The sequence below is a fragment of the Candidatus Woesearchaeota archaeon genome, assembly GCA_016214075.1.
Taxonomy (GTDB): Archaea; Nanobdellota; Nanobdellia; order Woesearchaeales; family DSVV01; genus JACRPI01.
This window is the reverse complement of sequence record JACRPI010000002.1, coordinates 38597-53986: the sequence shown is the minus strand read 5'-3', so window position 1 is coordinate 53986 and position 15390 is coordinate 38597. Positions and strand designations below refer to the sequence as shown.

18 protein-coding genes are annotated in these 15390 nt (G+C 37.8%); 14 read left to right on the top strand and 4 right to left on the bottom strand.

Going from position 1 to position 15390, the window contains the following annotated elements:
- Nucleotides 1-114 precede the first annotated feature (114 nt).
- Nucleotides 115-681, bottom strand: coding sequence for a hypothetical protein (locus tag HZC31_00405; GenBank protein MBI5001825.1), 567 nt, complete (start codon nt 679-681; stop codon nt 115-117).
- Nucleotides 682-902: 221 nt separating this feature from the next.
- On the opposite strand from HZC31_00405, the gene HZC31_00400 reads away from it, so the two are divergent.
- The 5 genes from HZC31_00400 to HZC31_00380 all read left to right on the top strand — a co-directional run bounded on the left by HZC31_00400 (nt 903) and on the right by HZC31_00380 (nt 4289).
- Nucleotides 903-1205, top strand: a complete 303-nt coding sequence (locus tag HZC31_00400; protein ID MBI5001824.1) for a UPF0175 family protein — start codon at nt 903-905, stop codon at nt 1203-1205.
- Nucleotides 1206-1211: 6 nt separating this feature from the next.
- Entirely contained in the window at nt 1212-1679 is a 468-nt protein-coding gene (locus tag HZC31_00395) for a hypothetical protein (protein ID MBI5001823.1), read from the top strand.
- Nucleotides 1680-1869: 190 nt separating this feature from the next.
- Nucleotides 1870-2655 (top strand): TrmB family transcriptional regulator, encoded by a 786-nt coding sequence (locus tag HZC31_00390; GenBank protein ID MBI5001822.1) that lies wholly within the window; start codon nt 1870-1872, stop codon nt 2653-2655.
- Between the two features lie 341 nt (nt 2656-2996).
- A complete protein-coding gene (locus HZC31_00385; GenBank protein MBI5001821.1) occupies nt 2997-3554 on the top strand; it encodes a hypothetical protein in 558 nt (185 codons plus the stop codon).
- A 66-nt stretch (nt 3555-3620) separates the two neighbouring features.
- Complete coding sequence (locus tag HZC31_00380) at nt 3621-4289, top strand: hypothetical protein (GenBank protein ID MBI5001820.1); 669 nt, start codon at nt 3621-3623, stop codon at nt 4287-4289.
- A gap of 74 nt (nt 4290-4363) precedes the next feature.
- Here the strand turns inward: HZC31_00380 and HZC31_00375 are convergent, their stop codons facing one another.
- Together HZC31_00375 and HZC31_00370 are read right to left on the bottom strand one after the other, a co-directional pair.
- Complete coding sequence (locus tag HZC31_00375; GenBank protein ID MBI5001819.1) at nt 4364-4603, bottom strand: hypothetical protein; 240 nt, start codon at nt 4601-4603, stop codon at nt 4364-4366.
- A gap of 59 nt (nt 4604-4662) precedes the next feature.
- Nucleotides 4663-5121, bottom strand: coding sequence for an Lrp/AsnC family transcriptional regulator (locus HZC31_00370; protein ID MBI5001818.1), 459 nt, complete (start codon nt 5119-5121; stop codon nt 4663-4665).
- A 116-nt stretch (nt 5122-5237) separates the two neighbouring features.
- Between HZC31_00370 and HZC31_00365 the strand changes: the two genes are divergently transcribed.
- Both HZC31_00365 and HZC31_00360 read left to right on the top strand, forming a co-directional pair.
- Nucleotides 5238-6125: a hypothetical protein gene (locus HZC31_00365; protein MBI5001817.1), complete on the top strand. Its 888-nt coding sequence runs from the start codon at nt 5238-5240 to the stop codon at nt 6123-6125.
- Nucleotides 6122-6814, top strand: a complete 693-nt coding sequence (locus tag HZC31_00360) for an amino acid racemase (GenBank protein ID MBI5001816.1) — start codon at nt 6122-6124, stop codon at nt 6812-6814. Before HZC31_00365 ends, HZC31_00360 begins: the two co-directional genes overlap by 4 nt.
- Before the next feature lie 6 nt (nt 6815-6820).
- On the opposite strand, the gene HZC31_00355 is transcribed toward HZC31_00360, so the two are convergent.
- Nucleotides 6821-7501, bottom strand: a complete 681-nt coding sequence (locus HZC31_00355; protein ID MBI5001815.1) for an ACT domain-containing protein — start codon at nt 7499-7501, stop codon at nt 6821-6823.
- 162 nt (nt 7502-7663) lie between these two features.
- Here HZC31_00355 and HZC31_00350 point away from each other — a divergent pair, with 162 nt between their 5' ends.
- The 7 genes from HZC31_00350 to argH all read left to right on the top strand — a co-directional run bounded on the left by HZC31_00350 (nt 7664) and on the right by argH (nt 15383).
- Nucleotides 7664-8659 carry an N-acetylornithine carbamoyltransferase gene (locus HZC31_00350; protein MBI5001814.1) on the top strand — a complete coding sequence of 332 codons (996 nt, stop codon included), beginning with the start codon at nt 7664-7666 and terminating at the stop codon, nt 8657-8659.
- Between the two features lie 13 nt (nt 8660-8672).
- Nucleotides 8673-9842, top strand: coding sequence for an argininosuccinate synthase (locus HZC31_00345; protein ID MBI5001813.1), 1170 nt, complete (start codon nt 8673-8675; stop codon nt 9840-9842).
- Between the two features lie 61 nt (nt 9843-9903).
- Nucleotides 9904-10860, top strand: coding sequence for a M20/M25/M40 family metallo-hydrolase (locus HZC31_00340; protein ID MBI5001812.1), 957 nt, complete (start codon nt 9904-9906; stop codon nt 10858-10860).
- Nucleotides 10857-12161, top strand: coding sequence for an acetylglutamate kinase (argB, locus tag HZC31_00335; protein MBI5001811.1), 1305 nt, complete (start codon nt 10857-10859; stop codon nt 12159-12161). The genes HZC31_00340 and argB overlap by 4 nt, the downstream gene beginning before the upstream one ends.
- Nucleotides 12158-13297 (top strand): acetylornithine/succinylornithine family transaminase, encoded by a 1140-nt coding sequence (locus HZC31_00330; protein ID MBI5001810.1) that lies wholly within the window; start codon nt 12158-12160, stop codon nt 13295-13297. The genes argB and HZC31_00330 overlap by 4 nt, the downstream gene beginning before the upstream one ends.
- A complete protein-coding gene (argC, locus tag HZC31_00325; protein ID MBI5001809.1) occupies nt 13294-14205 on the top strand; it encodes an N-acetyl-gamma-glutamyl-phosphate reductase in 912 nt (303 codons plus the stop codon). Before HZC31_00330 ends, argC begins: the two co-directional genes overlap by 4 nt.
- The gene (gene argH, locus HZC31_00320; GenBank protein MBI5001808.1) at nt 14202-15383 is read left to right on the top strand and encodes an argininosuccinate lyase; all 1182 of its coding nucleotides are present in this window, start codon (nt 14202-14204) and stop codon (nt 15381-15383) included. The genes argC and argH overlap by 4 nt, the downstream gene beginning before the upstream one ends.
- The last annotated feature ends 7 nt before the right edge of the window (nt 15384-15390 follow it).

The window sequence follows — 15390 nt, the reverse complement described above, 5'->3', positions numbered from 1 at the left end:
GAACGTACACATAGTTGGTTCAACCGATTTAGAGGGTTATTGATTCGTTGGTCTAAAAGACCAGATGCTTACATAGGATTATTGCATCTCGCATGTGGAATAATTACATGGAGGTCAATCTAATGGGATAGGCTCTAAGAGTCTTTGCCGAAGATCTTCATTATCAACACCAGTTATCTTTCGATAATCTCCTTCTGGAGAATCATATGTTGAGATTTGACTTCCCGTTACATTAGTTACTCGTGCTGTTGCAAAATCAGTTCCTTCTGCAATAATTCCACATAAATAAGTTCCGTCGACAGTTTCTCCAAGATGAATTGCAAATACTTTTTCAGAAGAATCTCTTGGTTGTGCGACTTTTACGACAATACTATGTGCATCCTGCTTTGAAGTCATACAGCCTGCTTCTGGAGAATAAATGGATTCTGTATCTACTCCAAAAACAATTTGACTATAACCCGGTACAGAGAACCGGTCTAAACCTGTTTCAAGGTCTTTGAAATAGAGGACATGTTCTTTATGTTCAGGTGATTCAAAAACACAGAGATCTGTTTCTCCATTTGCAACTAATAGCTCTAGTACTGAAGAAGCTACTTGTTTTAGATCTTTATCCTGCAATAAGGTAACCGGATTTCGTACTGCTGCATCAAAGTATTCTGTATCTGTAACATTCCTATCCAATGCCTAAAGGCATTGGTTTTACGGCTCGCAAACGAGTGGTGGCGCTTCCGTGGGATGTAAAATCGGCGCTTGCGGAATCTCGGCGCTACATCCTCGCTCTGAAGAGCAAGGTTTTGCGCCGATTTTTCATAAATGTTTTGTTTTGTTACTACTTCTTTGTGACAAATTAGCTAAACTCATCGAAAAATTTAAATATGTATGCAATGTATTATACTGCAAACATGACTTCCACAATATCCGTCAGAATCGAAAAACCCATTTTGCAGGCGTTAATACAAGTAGAAAAGAAATGGCACACCGATAGGAGTGAAGTAGTACGTCGACTTCTCGATAAAGCATTGAAAGAGTGGAAACTCGAAAACGCTCTTGAACTTTTGAAAGAGCATAAAATTTCTGTCGGTAAAGCTGCTGAAGATTGTGGAATCTCTCTTTGGGAAATGCTTGATATTCTCAAACAGAAAAATGTCGATTGGACAGCATATTCTCAAAAAGATTTGGAGAAGGACTTGGCACTTTTGGAATGAGCAACAATGATCTCTAACACAACGCCATTGATTTGTCTTGCGCGAATTCATAAACTCGGTCTTTTGAAGGCGCTCTTTGGTACAATAACCATTCCTAAAGAAGTAGAAGAAGAGCTCTTTATTGACAATAAACTTGGATTGCAAATACTCAAAGAAGCAGGAACTTCTGGAATAATACAAATAAGTAACCCTGAAAAAATTATTCCTTTGGGTTTAGGAAAAGGGGAAACTGCCGCAATTTCCCTTGCAAGAGAAAGAAATGACTCTATTTTGCTTGATGATGCTGCAGCGATTAAAGCAGCAGAAGCGTTGAATATTTCAACATTTAGAACAACAACTGTTCTTTTTCTTGCTGTACAAAAGAAGATTCTTACAAAGAAAGAAGCGCTTTTGCTCTTGAATCAGATTATTGAAAATGGTTATTATATTGCTCCGAAATATTACGCGGCGCTTGTTCAAAAATTGAATGGGTAAAGCATATTCTGCTTATAAATTACTTATACTCTTCTTTATAAACAAACTCCTCTTTCTCTTCTTCAATGAAAATCTATAACTACCCAACAGTACTAACTAAGCGAAACATTTAAATATGGTCAAGGCTTTCCTTACAAAATAGTTGTTAAAAGAGGCTATATTTAAGAAAAAAGAAACGAGGTTATTGCTTATGATGGATCAACGATTTTTAACTAAACTCAAGGAATTTGGACTCAACAGCTACGAAGCTAAAATTTGGAGCGCATTGCTTTCCAGAGGAGTTTCCAGCGCTGGTGAATTATCTGACATTTCTAATGTTCCACGATCCCGAGCATATGACGTTCTTGAAAGCCTTGAGAAAAAAGGATTTATTATTATGAAGATTGGAAAACCAATCAAATATATCGCAGTTGAACCACAGGAAGTTCTTGAACGCGTTAAACAACGAGTTCATGAAGACGCTCTTAACCATGCAAAACTTCTTGAAGAATTACGAAAAGACACTATCCTTGAAGAACTTGAATTGTTATATAAACAAGGTGTTGACGTTATCAACCCAACAGAATTATCTGGCAGCTTACGTGACAGAACAAACATGTACAATAACATGAACACGATGATCAACAACGCTGAGAAATCCGTTATGATCATGACATCAGCAAAAGAACTTGTTCGCCTTTCAGAATCAATCAAGAAAAGCGTTGAAAGAGCGGCAAAGCGCGGGGTTAAAATCAAAATCGCAGCACCTATCACTAAAGAATCAAAGAAAGGTGTTGAAGTGTTTGAAAAATCCGCTTCTGTTCGACACGTTGATGTTGTCCGATCACGATTCGCAATTGTTGATGGTAAGGAAGTAAGCTTTGCATTGCTAGACGATGATAAAGCAGTTCCAAGCTACGACGTTGGTATATGGGTAAGTTCCCCATTCTTCGCTCAAGCATTAGCTAAAATGTTTGAAGGCGTTTGGAAGGAATAAGTTTTTTTATAATTTCTTTTCAGTCTTTTTATTCTTCTCGTTTGCTTTGTTTCTCTCGCCCTTTATTCGCCTTATTGGTTTTTTGGAATCCCTATGTATTTTTTAATAAATAAATAAATAAATAAATAAATAAATAAATAAATAAATAAATAAATAAATAAATAAATAAATAAATAAATAAATAAATAAATAAATAAATAAATAAATAAATAATAAAAAAGGATGAATTGTGTACTAGGTCTTTACTGAGCGAATAAACTGCTCCTTCGCGATTCCAAAGTGAAGGTCTTTTGCGATTAAAAAACATAACTATAAATATAACTAAATCTGAGACGTTTCTTATGGTTAAAACAATGAAAGCAATTTCCTCAAAGGACGCAAAATTAACTGCTAAATCTGGTTTTTCGTGGAGTAAACTGATTTATACACTCATTGTCATCTTCCTGTATGTTCCTTTAGTGTTCCTCGGTGTTCGGACATTCTTGCCTGAATATACGGGCTACGATTATCCGATGTACAAAGACTGCTACGGCTATGCCCCGTATGCTGAAGAAAGCAAATGTTATGACGCAGACGCGCAAGCAGCAATGGTTGAAAAACGCGATCAATGTCTCGAAGAACAACAGGCAGAGCAGAAAACGTATGATGATGAAAAACGACAATATGATACATGGAAGTACTTGTCAGTTCTTGGTTTTGCTGTTTTGACTCTTGTTATTGTGATGTTCCTGAGTTTTGATGTTCCTATTAAAATTGGGTTGTTCATCGGTTCCGCAGCAGCTGTCTTTATCGGGACTATGCAATACTTTGAAACAGAAAGCATCCCTGCGTTTATTGTTTTACTTGCGGTGTTTGCTATTGTCGTGTACTTGATCCAGAAGAGAGAGAAGTATTTTTGAAATTTTTTCTTTTTTCTTTCTATTTTCTTCATAACATTTAAATGATGTCTTTTGTTTCTTCTCTTTATGGTTCGAGAAATTCCTTCCTCTTTTTTTCAGTCCATGCCTCGTTTAGGTCATGGTCGTCAAGGCGTTGTCTATGATTTAGGAGATGGAAAATGCTTAAAAGTATACCAGCCAGATCATGCTTCTTGCGCGGAAGTTGAATTTCGCAATATGGAAATGCTTCTTGCAGCAGATATTCGTGTTCCTACTCCTTATGAGCTTGTTACTGTTGTTCGTGATGGTCCTTTGCTTGTTCCCCGCGAACAATTTGGAGGAGGTTACGCTCTTAAAGATATCCCTGAAATTGAACGTGTTTCAGGTCTTGTTCGCGAACACATTGTTGGAAAACCTTATGGATCATTTCGTCCAACTCTCGAGAACTTTTGCGCGCTTCTTGCATATGTAGAACATGCAAAAGAAAGAGGGTTTGCATTTTCTGATGGCGCTCCAGCGAACTTTCTTTTGACTGCTCCATCAGCTTCTTGTATTGATTGCGCGGGAATAGTTTCAGATAAAATGTATCAACAACATAGTGATCCTTCTCGACGATTTAAAGAAGCGGCGCTTGTCTATAAGAACGCCCTTTTGAACCATCTTCGTGAAGATCTTATCACGGAACGAATTTGTGATGCTCTTTATTTAGAAGATCTTTATTCTCGTGTGGGGTTGTTGGTGCGTTATTCTTTGTGATTAATTTCTATTCCCTTTTGGTTATATGCTATTAATGCAGAGAATATGATATTTGCATCAATAACCAATCTCATTTAGTATGCACCAGGATGTTCTCTTTTATATCGCTCATGGACTGCTTTGTTGATTTTTCTTCCAAGCGCGAGAGCATCTTTCTCTGTTAATCTTGATTTTGCAGTAATTGCTTTGAAAATTTTCAGTTGCGCAAGCTTTTCTCGAATTGCAGCTCGAGCTATTTCAGACCAGTTTATCTCTTTTGTTTCATCCATCTCTTTTTTCAGTTCTTCAGGTACAGCTAGTGTTATTGTTGGCATTTTATCACCTTATTTATCACACATAAATCAGTGTAAGCAGTGTAAGTATATAAATTTTTCTACAACTCCACAAATTCTGTCTTTAACTGCTTTAGGCTGGTGAGTGTCTTAATCTTTGTGACTCCTTTTCGTGAGATGACATTCTTGACGAGTTCGTAATACGCGTCCTGATCTTTTGCGCGGACTTTGACAACCATTTCCCAATCTCCTGTCGCGATATCCACACTTTCTATCTCTGGATGTTTCGCGAGTTCTTTTCCTATTTTTTCAGGATTGCCATATTCATCAGGAGATAAACTGATAAGAACAAACGCGCAGAATCCTTCGTTGATTTTTTTGTAGTCAAACACTGCCTTGTATGCTTTTATTGCTCCTTCTTTCTCGAGTTTTTTTATGTTGTAATGGATTGTGGTTGATGGTTCTTTGAGCTTCTTTGCTACTCGCGCGATTTGCGGCGTGCAGTATCCTTTCTTGAATGCGTCGATAAGTCTTGGCTGGATGTCTTTCATTTGTATCAAAGTTGTATAATATACAGGAATTTATATATTTTTCGGATAATTATTGAATATTGTGCAAGAAAGTATATAATGGTGGCTTTTGTTAGTTCCTTCCATGAGAACAGCACAACCTGCTTTTGGACGACCACGTTCTGATTTACGGTATCACCAATCAGTCAGAGTTAGAGCGCTTTATTAGAAACCAATCCCTTGTTGAGAAAGAACAATCTTTGGAGGGAACATCATCATGGGTTTCAAGAGATGCGCTTTATTTTGGTGTCGGGCTTTCTAACGGAGTTCCATTTCTTACTCAAGGACTTCCTATAGATATTTTGACTATGCTTCTTGTTAGTGAAGCGCTGGCTGATCGAAAATATATTCTTATTGCGGATAGCCATGCAAAGACGAATGGTTTTGATGATGCAGAAATCCAGCAAATAGCACAGCATTACAGAGCAACTTTAGAAACGACTATCACAAATCTAGGTTTGCATGGTTGGTCTGTTCTGTTTGCTTCTGCTCTTGAAACAGAGAGCAGATACCAACATGCACTTTGGTGCTTTTCAGAGCTTCCTCCTTACGCACAACGGCAACTTGCTGATATGGTCTGGTTTCAACAAGAGCGTGGTGTTTCTCTTAAAGTAGGATGGGCTCTTACAGGGGATAGAAGAAAAGATGAAGTCTATTTTGATCGGCTTTACAAAGCACAGGTAGAAGGGTTTGTTACTGAGAAAGATCCTTTATCTTTCCTTTATGTTGTTTCGGGCAAAACCTTTGATCCAAAGAAACCGCACTGTGCCCCATATTTTTGCGCAGATAAACACGCCCGTGTTTTACTTGAGAAAGATGAAGACGTTACAACTAAAATTTTACACGCTCAGGATCATTTCGGACCAGCGCAGAAAAAGGAATGTCTTAATTATCTTAAGGCACTTGTTCGTCTCTATGATACATGTATTGCTCCAACAGAGCGTGGATCTGTAGAACAAAAGCTTCAAGAAGTAATAACAAGGTGTTTCTCATGAAAACCGTCGGTATAATTGGAGGACTTGGTCCAGAAACAACAGCGGAGTTTTACTTAGACGTTGTTTTTGGTTCTCTTCAAAAAGATGGAAATAAGAGGCCTCCTATTCTTATTTGGAACATTCCTCTTATTATGCAAGTAGAACGTGAACTTTTGGAAAAGGCAATAGGAGAAGAAAAATACCTTCCTTTTTTGATTGACGCAGCACAGCGCCTCGAAAGAGGAGGTGCAGACTTTCTTGTGCTTCCCTGCAACACATTGCATGTTTTCATTGAAGAGATTCGTGCAGCTGTGCACATTCCTGTTTTAAGTATTGTAGAAGAAACAACACGTTTTTTGCTTGAGCAGAACATACACAGAGTTGGCATTCTCGCAACAACGGTCTCTTTGCAAAAAAAACTCTACGAAACATCACTCTCTCATGCAGGAATTAAACAAATACCTCCAAATAATTTTCAGCAGGCAAAATTGGGTAAGATTATTCATAATCTTGTTTCAGGAAGACATTCTGATGCAGACAGAAAATTCCTTATCTCTGTTGTTCAGGATTTTGAGGAGAAAAAAGTGTTTACAGTGATTCTTGCATGCACTGATCTTCAGCTCCTTGTTCCTCAACATAAGTCGCTGCAAATTTTTGACACTATGAAAATCCTTGTTGATGCAACGATAAGAGCGATTCACAATCCATAAATTATATTAACTCTCGCAGGTGTTTGTTACTCTATGCAAAAACTCTATTGCTTTACTTGTATCCTTTGCATTGATGATAAACAGCGTATCACGCCAGCAGGAGATACATTCAAGAATATTAATTCCATTCTCTGAAAACAGTGTTGTTAAATACGCAAGAACACCCATAGTATCTTCAATCTCTTTGGAAGAGACAAAAGTAAGGAGCGCAAGATTTCTATGTTGTTTTACTATTTTATTTTCATACCTATGAACAAAGCCAGAAGCATTTTTTTCTTCAACAATGATCGTATAAATTTCTGATCCTTCAATAAGGTAAAAAACTCCTGAATCTTGTTTTATTCTCTTCTGAAGTTCCTGGACAAATTGAAGATCAATATTCTTTTCAAGAATAATGGCAACTATCTTATTCCTTATCTGAAGCTGGGAATTTTGCAACAGTTGCATTATCTTTTTCTCCTGCTCTATATTCTTCTTTAATTTTTCTTGATAACGTCTTGCGGCGACAAGAATTGCTTCCATAGATGTCTTCTTTTCAATTCCCAGCTCTTTTCTTATTCTTCTGGAAAGAGCGGAATAGTTGATGAGCCCTTTTTGCAGACATTTTTGAATATCATAATGTTGTTTGATGTATTCTATCGTAAGATCTGTTGTTGTTTTCTTCATATCATATATTGTTTTTTTCATGCTATAAGGAAGGTAGCTCTATTTATAAAATTTACTCAATTGTTCTATTTCGAACAAAAGTGTTTATATCCTTTCATTTGGAACAGTAAGTATAAAAGCAGTCGCCAATGCACAAGTGCAACATTCAAAAAATTTATATTTAAGAATTCGCGAGGGATCATAATGAATTTCATCTCAACAGCAGATTATTCTCAAGAAGAATTAGAAAAGATCATCACGCAGGCAGTGAAATATAAGCACGATAAAAACAAAATGACAGGAGAGCTTTCTGGAAAAACAGTCGCCGCTTTATTCTTTAATCCTTCCACAAGAACCAGAACAAGTTTTGATGTCGCGCTCTATCAACTTGGTGGTCACATGATTACCCTTGAGCCTGGAAAAGGGTCTTGGGGCGTTGAAGTACAAGAAGGAATTGTTATGGATGGAGACGCTGAAGAACATATCAAAGAAGCGACGCGGGTCCTCAATAGGTATTGCGATGGAATCGCGGTACGCGCGTTTCCCGCGTTTAAGAATTGGAATGAAGATAAGAAAGATCCACTCATCAACGCGATGGTCAAATATTCCTCAAAACCTATTATCAATATGGAAACAATACTCCATCCATGTCAGGCGCTTGCAATGATGATGACATTGAAGGAAAAAATGAAGACGGTAAAAAGAAAAAAGATGACTCTTTTATGGGGGTATCATCCAAAAGGTCTTAATACCGCTGTCGCAAATTCAGCAGCGCTCATCGCGGGTCAGTTTGGAATGGACGTGACGCTCGCGTATCCTGAAGGATACGACCTTGATCCGCTGTTTATTGAAAGAACAAAAGAATTTTGCAGGAAAAATGGATCAACATGTACGATTGTTCATGATCCTGATAAAGGAGTTGAAGGCGCAGATTTTGTGTACGTGAAATCATGGGGATCTTTAAAGCACTATGGTCAATTTGATCGATTTAAAGCAGAGCATGACAAGAACAAAAATTGGATTCTTGACGCTCGCCGATTCAAGAAAACAAATAATGGATATTTTTCCCATTGCCTGCCGTTGCGAAGGAATATGAATATCACAGACGCGGTCATTGACGCACAAAAGTCGCTGATTATAGAAGAAGCAGAAAACAGATTATGGGTACAAAAAGCATTGCTTGCAAAATTACTTGGTTGAGAGGTAAAATACAATGAAAATAGTTCTTGCGTTTTCAGGGGGGTTAGATACCTCGTTCGCGGTTGTATATTTAAAGAAAAAAGGTCATGACATAGTGACTGTCGCGGTCAATACAGGCGGATTTTTAGAAAAAGAAATGGAACAAATTCAGAAACGAGCGCTTGCTCTTGGCGCAGTAAAACACTACAACATAGAGTGCCAGAAAGAATTTTTTGACACGTTTATTTCAAAAATAGTGAAGACAAACGCAGTGTATGAGGGAACATATCCTTTGCTTTGTGTTGATAGATATATCATCGCGGAAAAAGTTGTTGAAATCGCAAAAAAAGAAAAAGCGCAGGCAGTCGCGCATGGAAGCACAGCAATGGGCAATGACCAAATCAGATTTGATAGCGCGTTTGGAAGTTTAGCTCCAGATCTGAAAATTATAAGTCCCATAAAAGAAGCAGCGTTGTCTCGAGCAGAGGAAGCAGAATTTTTAGTGAGCAATGGTTACTCTGTTGAAAACAAAAACAAGAAGTATTCAATAAACGAAAACATCATGGGAGTTACTGTCTCTGGTTCTGAGATTGACGCGTATGAAGAACCCGCGGCAGACGCGTATACATTAACAAAACAAACAGAAACAAAAACCAGAAAGATAACAATCACCTTTGAACAGGGAGTCCCTGTCAAGATTGATCAAAAGAAAATGGATGGCGCGTCGATACTAAAAATACTGCATCAGGTTGTTGGGAGCTATGGCTGGGGAAATGAGGTTTATACAGGGAATTGCATTATCGGAATAAAAGGAAGAATTCTGTTTGAAGCTCCTGGATTGTTGGCGTTACTCAAGACGCATCAGGCGTTGGAGCAAATAACACTGACAAAGACGCAAATGGATTTGGCGTCACAGGTGCGCGTCAGTTACGCGAATCATCTCTATAATGGATTGTATTTTGATCCTGCTGTAAAGGATATGGAAGCTTTTTTTGATTCCATGCAAAAACAGGTAACAGGAGAAGTTATTCTGAAAATTGAACCACAAAAAATCTCTGTTGTTTCTTTAACGAGCAAAAATTCTTTGGTGAATACATCTGTTGCGACCTACGCGCAAAGCTGTTCATGGACAGCAAAGGACGCTGATGGGTTTATTGCCCTGTTTACCTTGCAGGAAAAACTTGCATGTAAAAGAAAAAATTAAAGGAAAAGCAAATAAAACAGTAAAGAAAGAAAAAGTAAAATAAAAGATTAAAGGACGGACGATGAAACTCGAACAATTAATTGCGATAAATACGCAAAATCCGGGAACAGATTACAAAAGAATGACTGTTCTTCTTTCAAAGGAATTACAAAGGCATGGCGCTCACGTCGCGATGGTTGGACAGAATATCGTCGGAATTTGGGGAAAGCCAACATTATTGATAAACGCGCATATAGATACTGTAAAAGCAGTGGGGTGGAAAACAAATCCTCTCCTCGCAAAAGTACGCAAGGGAAAAACAATAGGGTTAGGCGCCTGTGACAACAAAGGGAATATTTATTGTATATTCAAAGCGATTGAAGCGCTGCGCGCTCTTAAAAAAATAAAAAATCTTATGGTTCTCTTTTCAATTGATGAAGAATTTGGAAAGGTCAGTAAAATACATGATTTTGTGAAATCTCCTTATGCAAAAGAAATAAAAAATGTTCTTGTGCTTGAACCAACAGAGAATAAAATAATCACAAAGCATCCTGGATATTACACGTTTTGGCTTACCTTTACCGCAAAGCAAGAGCATAGCTCAATAAGAAAAGAGAACGCGATAGAAAAAGCAGCAAAGGCAATCACAAAACTAAAGGGATTTAACGTTGGGCGCATAGAAAGCAAAAATGTTTCAGGAAATATCAGCGCCGGCCAATGTAGAATAAAAATTTCAATCAGAACGTATGAAACCCACAATGAAGTACTCAAAAAAATCAAAAAGAGCGCGCGTGACGCGACAGTTGAGGCTTCTTTTACAGGAGATTCTTTTGTCAATAAGACTCCCTTTACAAAAGGAGCGCAGGGGTCTGCGCAATTTTGGAGTGAAGCCGCGCTGTTTGCCCAAAAGGGATACAATACTATTTTATATGGCGCTGGATCAATACAGCAGGCGCATGCTCCAAACGAATATGTTACACATGATAGCCTAAACATTTGCATTACCTTTCTCCAATCCGCGATAGAGGGATATTCATGAAAGAAACAGCAATGAAGATACTCAGAAGCTTTGGTCTTGATAAAGAATTAGAACTCTACTTGCAAATGTTCCAGAAAACTCCTCGCCATAAATTTGCGGTAGTAAAAATCAGTGGCAGCACGCTTGAAGAAAAAATGCGCCTGGTCGCAGAGGATCTCGCATTTCTTTCAAAACTGGGCCTTACTCCTATTGTTATTCATGGAGGAGGAAAGCAGATAGATAAAGAATTACAAAAAAAAGGAATTGTTTCAAAAAAAGTGGACGGGCTGCGTGTTACTGATAAAGAGACAATGAAAATAGTGAAAAAAACAATTACCGCGTTGAGCAGTAAACTTACCAATGAAATTAATACGAATGGCGGGCGAGCAATAAACGCAACTGCGTTGGAATTGATTGAAGCGCAAAAAGCAGAGAACTTCAACGGAGTTGATCTTGGATTTGTTGGTTCAGTAAAAAAAGTGAAAATAGATAAGTTACGAGATTTGTGCAAATCAGGGTATATTCCAATCTTAGGTTCTGTTGGATACGACGATGATGATTGCGCGTATAACATAAACGCGGATAACCTCGCAAGCTGGCTTGTGAACAAGATACAACCAAAAAAATTCATTCTGGTCACTGAAACAGGAGGAGTGCTTGATAAAAAAGGGAATATTATTTCAACGATTGATATACAGTTTGATCTCCCAGATCTTATAAAAAAGAATGTCATTACAGAAGGAATGCTCCTGAAAGTACTGGAGATAAAAACCCTTCTTCAAAACGCTCCTCAGACAGTTGTGGAAGTTTGTTCAGCAGAAAACATCCTTCAGGAGTTGTTTACGGTGAAAGGAAGTGGCACATTCATCAGATACGGTGGTTCATTCATTATAAAAGAGAGTTTCAATGACGTCAATACCCAAAAAATAAAAAAACTTCTTGAGGAAAGTTTTTGTAAAATGCTTGTTGGGGACTATTTTGAACAGCCCATTGACTGCGTTATTGTGGATAAAGAGTATACTGGCGTTATGATTATAAAAAAGATACAAGGAACAGCGTATCTTGATAAACTCGCGATCGCAAAAAGCGCGCAAGGGAATGGGCTTGCAAAAGCAATGTGGTCATTTGTAAAAATGAAATATCCTTCGCTTATCTGGCGGTCTTCAGTGAATAACCCTATAAACAACTGGTATTTTAAAAATTGTGATGGTGTTGAAAAATCTAATACATGGATTATTTTTTGGTATAACCTTGATCGAAATACAGTACATACTTTATTTCCCTTAATAATGGCGCTGCCAGCAACAATGGTGAAAAGATGACTCTTTTTGAAGAAGAAAAAAAATACCTTATGCATACCTATAATAGATATCCTTTAGCGCTTCAGTCAGGAAATGGATGCAAAGTATATGATTTTGCTGGTAAAGCGTATCTGGACTTTTTAGGAGGAATAGCATGTACCCCATTAGGCCATAATCATCCCGCAATAAAAAACGCAGTATTGGACGCGCATGGTTTGACAAATGTCAGTAATCTGTTTTATACGGAAAATCAGGTCAAACTTGCGAAAGCGCTTGTAGAGATTTCTGGATTGCAAAACTGTTTCTTGAGCAATAGTGGGACAGAAGCAAATGAATGCGCACTAAAGTTAGCGATCGTCCATACAAAAAAACACGAATTCATTGCATGTAAAAATGCATTTCATGGGAGAACATTTGGAAGTCTTTCCGCAACGTATGATAAAAAATACAGAAGCAAGTTCAAACCGCTTGTTTCTCGATTCACCTTCGTTGATTATGGAGATGCCGCAAAAATAGAAAAAGCAATAACCTCTAAAACAGCAGCTGTTCTAATAGAACCAATACAAGGCGAAGCAGGCATCATCGTTCCTCCTCCACAGTATCTTAAAGAGGTGCTTGACATATGCGAGCAAAAAGGTGTTTTATTGATATTGGATGAAGTGCAATCTGGAAATGGTCGAACAGGAACGTATTTTGAATATGAAGCGCATGGAATAAAACCGCACATAGTAACGACTGCAAAAGGGTTGGCAAATGGGCTCCCCATTGGCGCAACACTTGCCAGAGGACTTGATTTTGAACCAGGAGATCACGCGTCAACATTTGGAGGAAATTCTTTTTGTAGCGCAGTCGCGCTGCATGTTATCGAGACAATAACAAAAGAAGGATTGATGGAAAACGCGGTAAAACAAGGAAATCGCATGCAAGAAGAGATAAGAAAAATGAAAAAGAAGGAGGTAAAGGAAGTACGAGGAAAAGGATTGATGATTGGTATTGAGTTAAAAAAAAACGCAAAAGAAAAAGTTTCCCAATTCATGGAAAAAGGAATAATTATAAATGTGGCGCATGAAAAAACAATACGGCTCCTTCCTCCATTAATCGTTAGTGAAGAGGACGTCAACACATTCCTCAACGTCTTTAACGAGGTCGTCCAATGATAAAAGTTGGAATACTTGGCGCTTCAGGGTATAGCGGGAATGAATTAGTACAAATATTAGTGGCGCATAAGAAAGTTGAGATTGTGTTTGCGCAAAGTAAAAACAATAAAGGAAAGAGAGTCAGCGATGTCTATAAAGATTCCAACATCAATCTGAAATATCAAGATCCAAGTCTCGATGAGATAAATAAAGCAGACATTGTTTTTCTCGCATTGCCAAAAGAGGAAGCAGCCGCAGTTATCCCCAACCTAAAAAAAGTCATCATTGATCTCAGTCCCAGTCAGCGATTTAATCCGCAGTATGTGTACGGCTTGCCTGAAGCGCATTTTGATCAAATAAAAAAAGCATCGTATATTGCAAATCCAGGATGTTACGCAACAGCGTGTATTTTAGGAATTTTACCGCTTCTCAAAGAGCGTGTACTCAAAGAGCATGTCCGCGCAATTGCTTTTGATTGTAAGAGCGGCTATTCTGGTGGAGGAAGAACAAATAAATATGAGTATGAAGAGAACGTGATTCCATACGCACTTACTACTCATTATCAATATCCAGAAATTGGAAAGTTTGTTTCAAAACCATATTCCTTTACTCCTCATGTGGTGGACGCGTTCCGTGGACTCATTGCAACAATCCATGTGTTTGGTGTTTTCAATGAACAACAGGAGGAGATAGAAGCAAAATACAAAACATTTTACGAAAAAGCGCCTTGTGTAAAAATAATCAGCGAGGTACCAACATATATGCATGTAAAAAACACTCCTTATTGCATTATTGGGGGAATACATAAAGCAAAAGATCATCTAATAGTAATCAGCGCAATTGATAATCTCCTCAAAGGAGCAGCTTCGCAGGCAGTAGAAAATATGAATATTCGCTTTGGGTTTAAGCAGGAGGAAGGGTTACTATGAAACTTTGGCAAAAAGACTACATCCTTAACAATGAAGTGGAAAAATTTACTGTGGGGAATGATCCTGTCTTAGATCAAAAACTTATTCCTTTTGATTGTGAAGCGTCTATCGCGCACGCAAAAATGCTAAAGGAGATTGGAATTTTGAAAGCAGAAGAAGAAAAACTTCTGATTAAGGGATTACAAGAGATAATCTCGTTACAGAAACAAGGAAAATTTGTTATCCAGAAAAGTGACGAAGATTGTCATACCGCGATAGAAAATTATCTTACAAAAGAATATGGGGATGTCGGGGAAAAAATTCATACAGGCCGTTCCAGAAATGATCAAGTATTAACAGCATTGCGATTATATGAAAAAGACGCGTTGAAAAAGATTGAAAAGCTTCTTCACGAGTTGAATAAAAAACTAGCAGCGCTTGCAAAAAAAGAAGGAGAAACGCTGTTGCCAGGGTATACGCATATGCAAAAAGCAATGCCCACAACAATAAAGATGTGGCTGGAGTGTTTTATCGCTTCGTTTTCTGACTCCTTAATCATTCTTCAGAATACGTATACCCTTATTGACGCTTCTCCTTTGGGAACAGGAACGGGATATGGAATTCCTGTATTTTCAGTGAACAGGAAAATGACTGCTGATCTTCTGGGGTTTGGAAAAATTATTGAGAATCCAATCTATGCGCAAATGACACGCGGAAAGTATGAAATAGCAATTTTGCACGCGCTGACACAAATTATGTATGATATAAATAAATTTTCTACTGATCTCATGCTTTTTACTATGAATGAATTTGGGTATATTGAACTTCCCTCTGAATTTTGTACAGGAAGTTCTGTTATGCCACAAAAAAAGAATCCAGATGTTCTGGAATTATTGAGAGGGAAATATCATATTGTTTTAGGTGAAGAGTATAAGGTAAAGAGTATTGTCGCGAATCTTATGTCAGGGTATAATAGAGACATGCAACTGACAAAAGAGCCAGTTATGGCTTCTTTAGAAATAGTCGAACAGGGTGTAGTGATCATGTGTTTATTGATTCCAAATCTTAAAATCAATAGAGAAAAATGTAGTGCCGCAATGACGTCGGAACTGTATGCAACAGAAGAAGCATACGCACTAGTAAAAAAAGGAATGCCATTCAGGCAAGCGTATAAGGAGATAGGCAAGAAATATTCTTAAGAGAACT

Excerpts from the sequence above, each read along its gene's own strand:
- HZC31_00400 (MBI5001824.1), top strand. The coding sequence starts at position 903 with ATGACTTCCACAATATCCGTCAGAATCGAAAAACCCATTTTGCAGGCG.
- HZC31_00395 (MBI5001823.1), top strand. The coding sequence starts at position 1,212 with ATGATCTCTAACACAACGCCATTGATTTGTCTTGCGCGAATTCATAAA.
- HZC31_00390 (MBI5001822.1), top strand. The coding sequence starts at position 1,870 with ATGATGGATCAACGATTTTTAACTAAACTCAAGGAATTTGGACTCAAC.
- HZC31_00385 (MBI5001821.1), top strand. The coding sequence starts at position 2,997 with ATGGTTAAAACAATGAAAGCAATTTCCTCAAAGGACGCAAAATTAACT.
- HZC31_00380 (MBI5001820.1), top strand. The coding sequence starts at position 3,621 with ATGGTTCGAGAAATTCCTTCCTCTTTTTTTCAGTCCATGCCTCGTTTA.
- HZC31_00375 (MBI5001819.1), bottom strand. The coding sequence starts at position 4,603 with ATGCCAACAATAACACTAGCTGTACCTGAAGAACTGAAAAAAGAGATG.
- HZC31_00360 (MBI5001816.1), top strand. The coding sequence starts at position 6,122 with ATGAAAACCGTCGGTATAATTGGAGGACTTGGTCCAGAAACAACAGCG.
- HZC31_00355 (MBI5001815.1), bottom strand. The coding sequence starts at position 7,501 with ATGAAAAAAACAATATATGATATGAAGAAAACAACAACAGATCTTACG.
- HZC31_00350 (MBI5001814.1), top strand. The coding sequence starts at position 7,664 with ATGAATTTCATCTCAACAGCAGATTATTCTCAAGAAGAATTAGAAAAG.
- HZC31_00345 (MBI5001813.1), top strand. The coding sequence starts at position 8,673 with ATGAAAATAGTTCTTGCGTTTTCAGGGGGGTTAGATACCTCGTTCGCG.
- HZC31_00340 (MBI5001812.1), top strand. The coding sequence starts at position 9,904 with ATGAAACTCGAACAATTAATTGCGATAAATACGCAAAATCCGGGAACA.
- argB (MBI5001811.1), top strand. The coding sequence starts at position 10,857 with ATGAAAGAAACAGCAATGAAGATACTCAGAAGCTTTGGTCTTGATAAA.
- HZC31_00330 (MBI5001810.1), top strand. The coding sequence starts at position 12,158 with ATGACTCTTTTTGAAGAAGAAAAAAAATACCTTATGCATACCTATAAT.
- argC (MBI5001809.1), top strand. The coding sequence starts at position 13,294 with ATGATAAAAGTTGGAATACTTGGCGCTTCAGGGTATAGCGGGAATGAA.
- argH (MBI5001808.1), top strand. The coding sequence starts at position 14,202 with ATGAAACTTTGGCAAAAAGACTACATCCTTAACAATGAAGTGGAAAAA.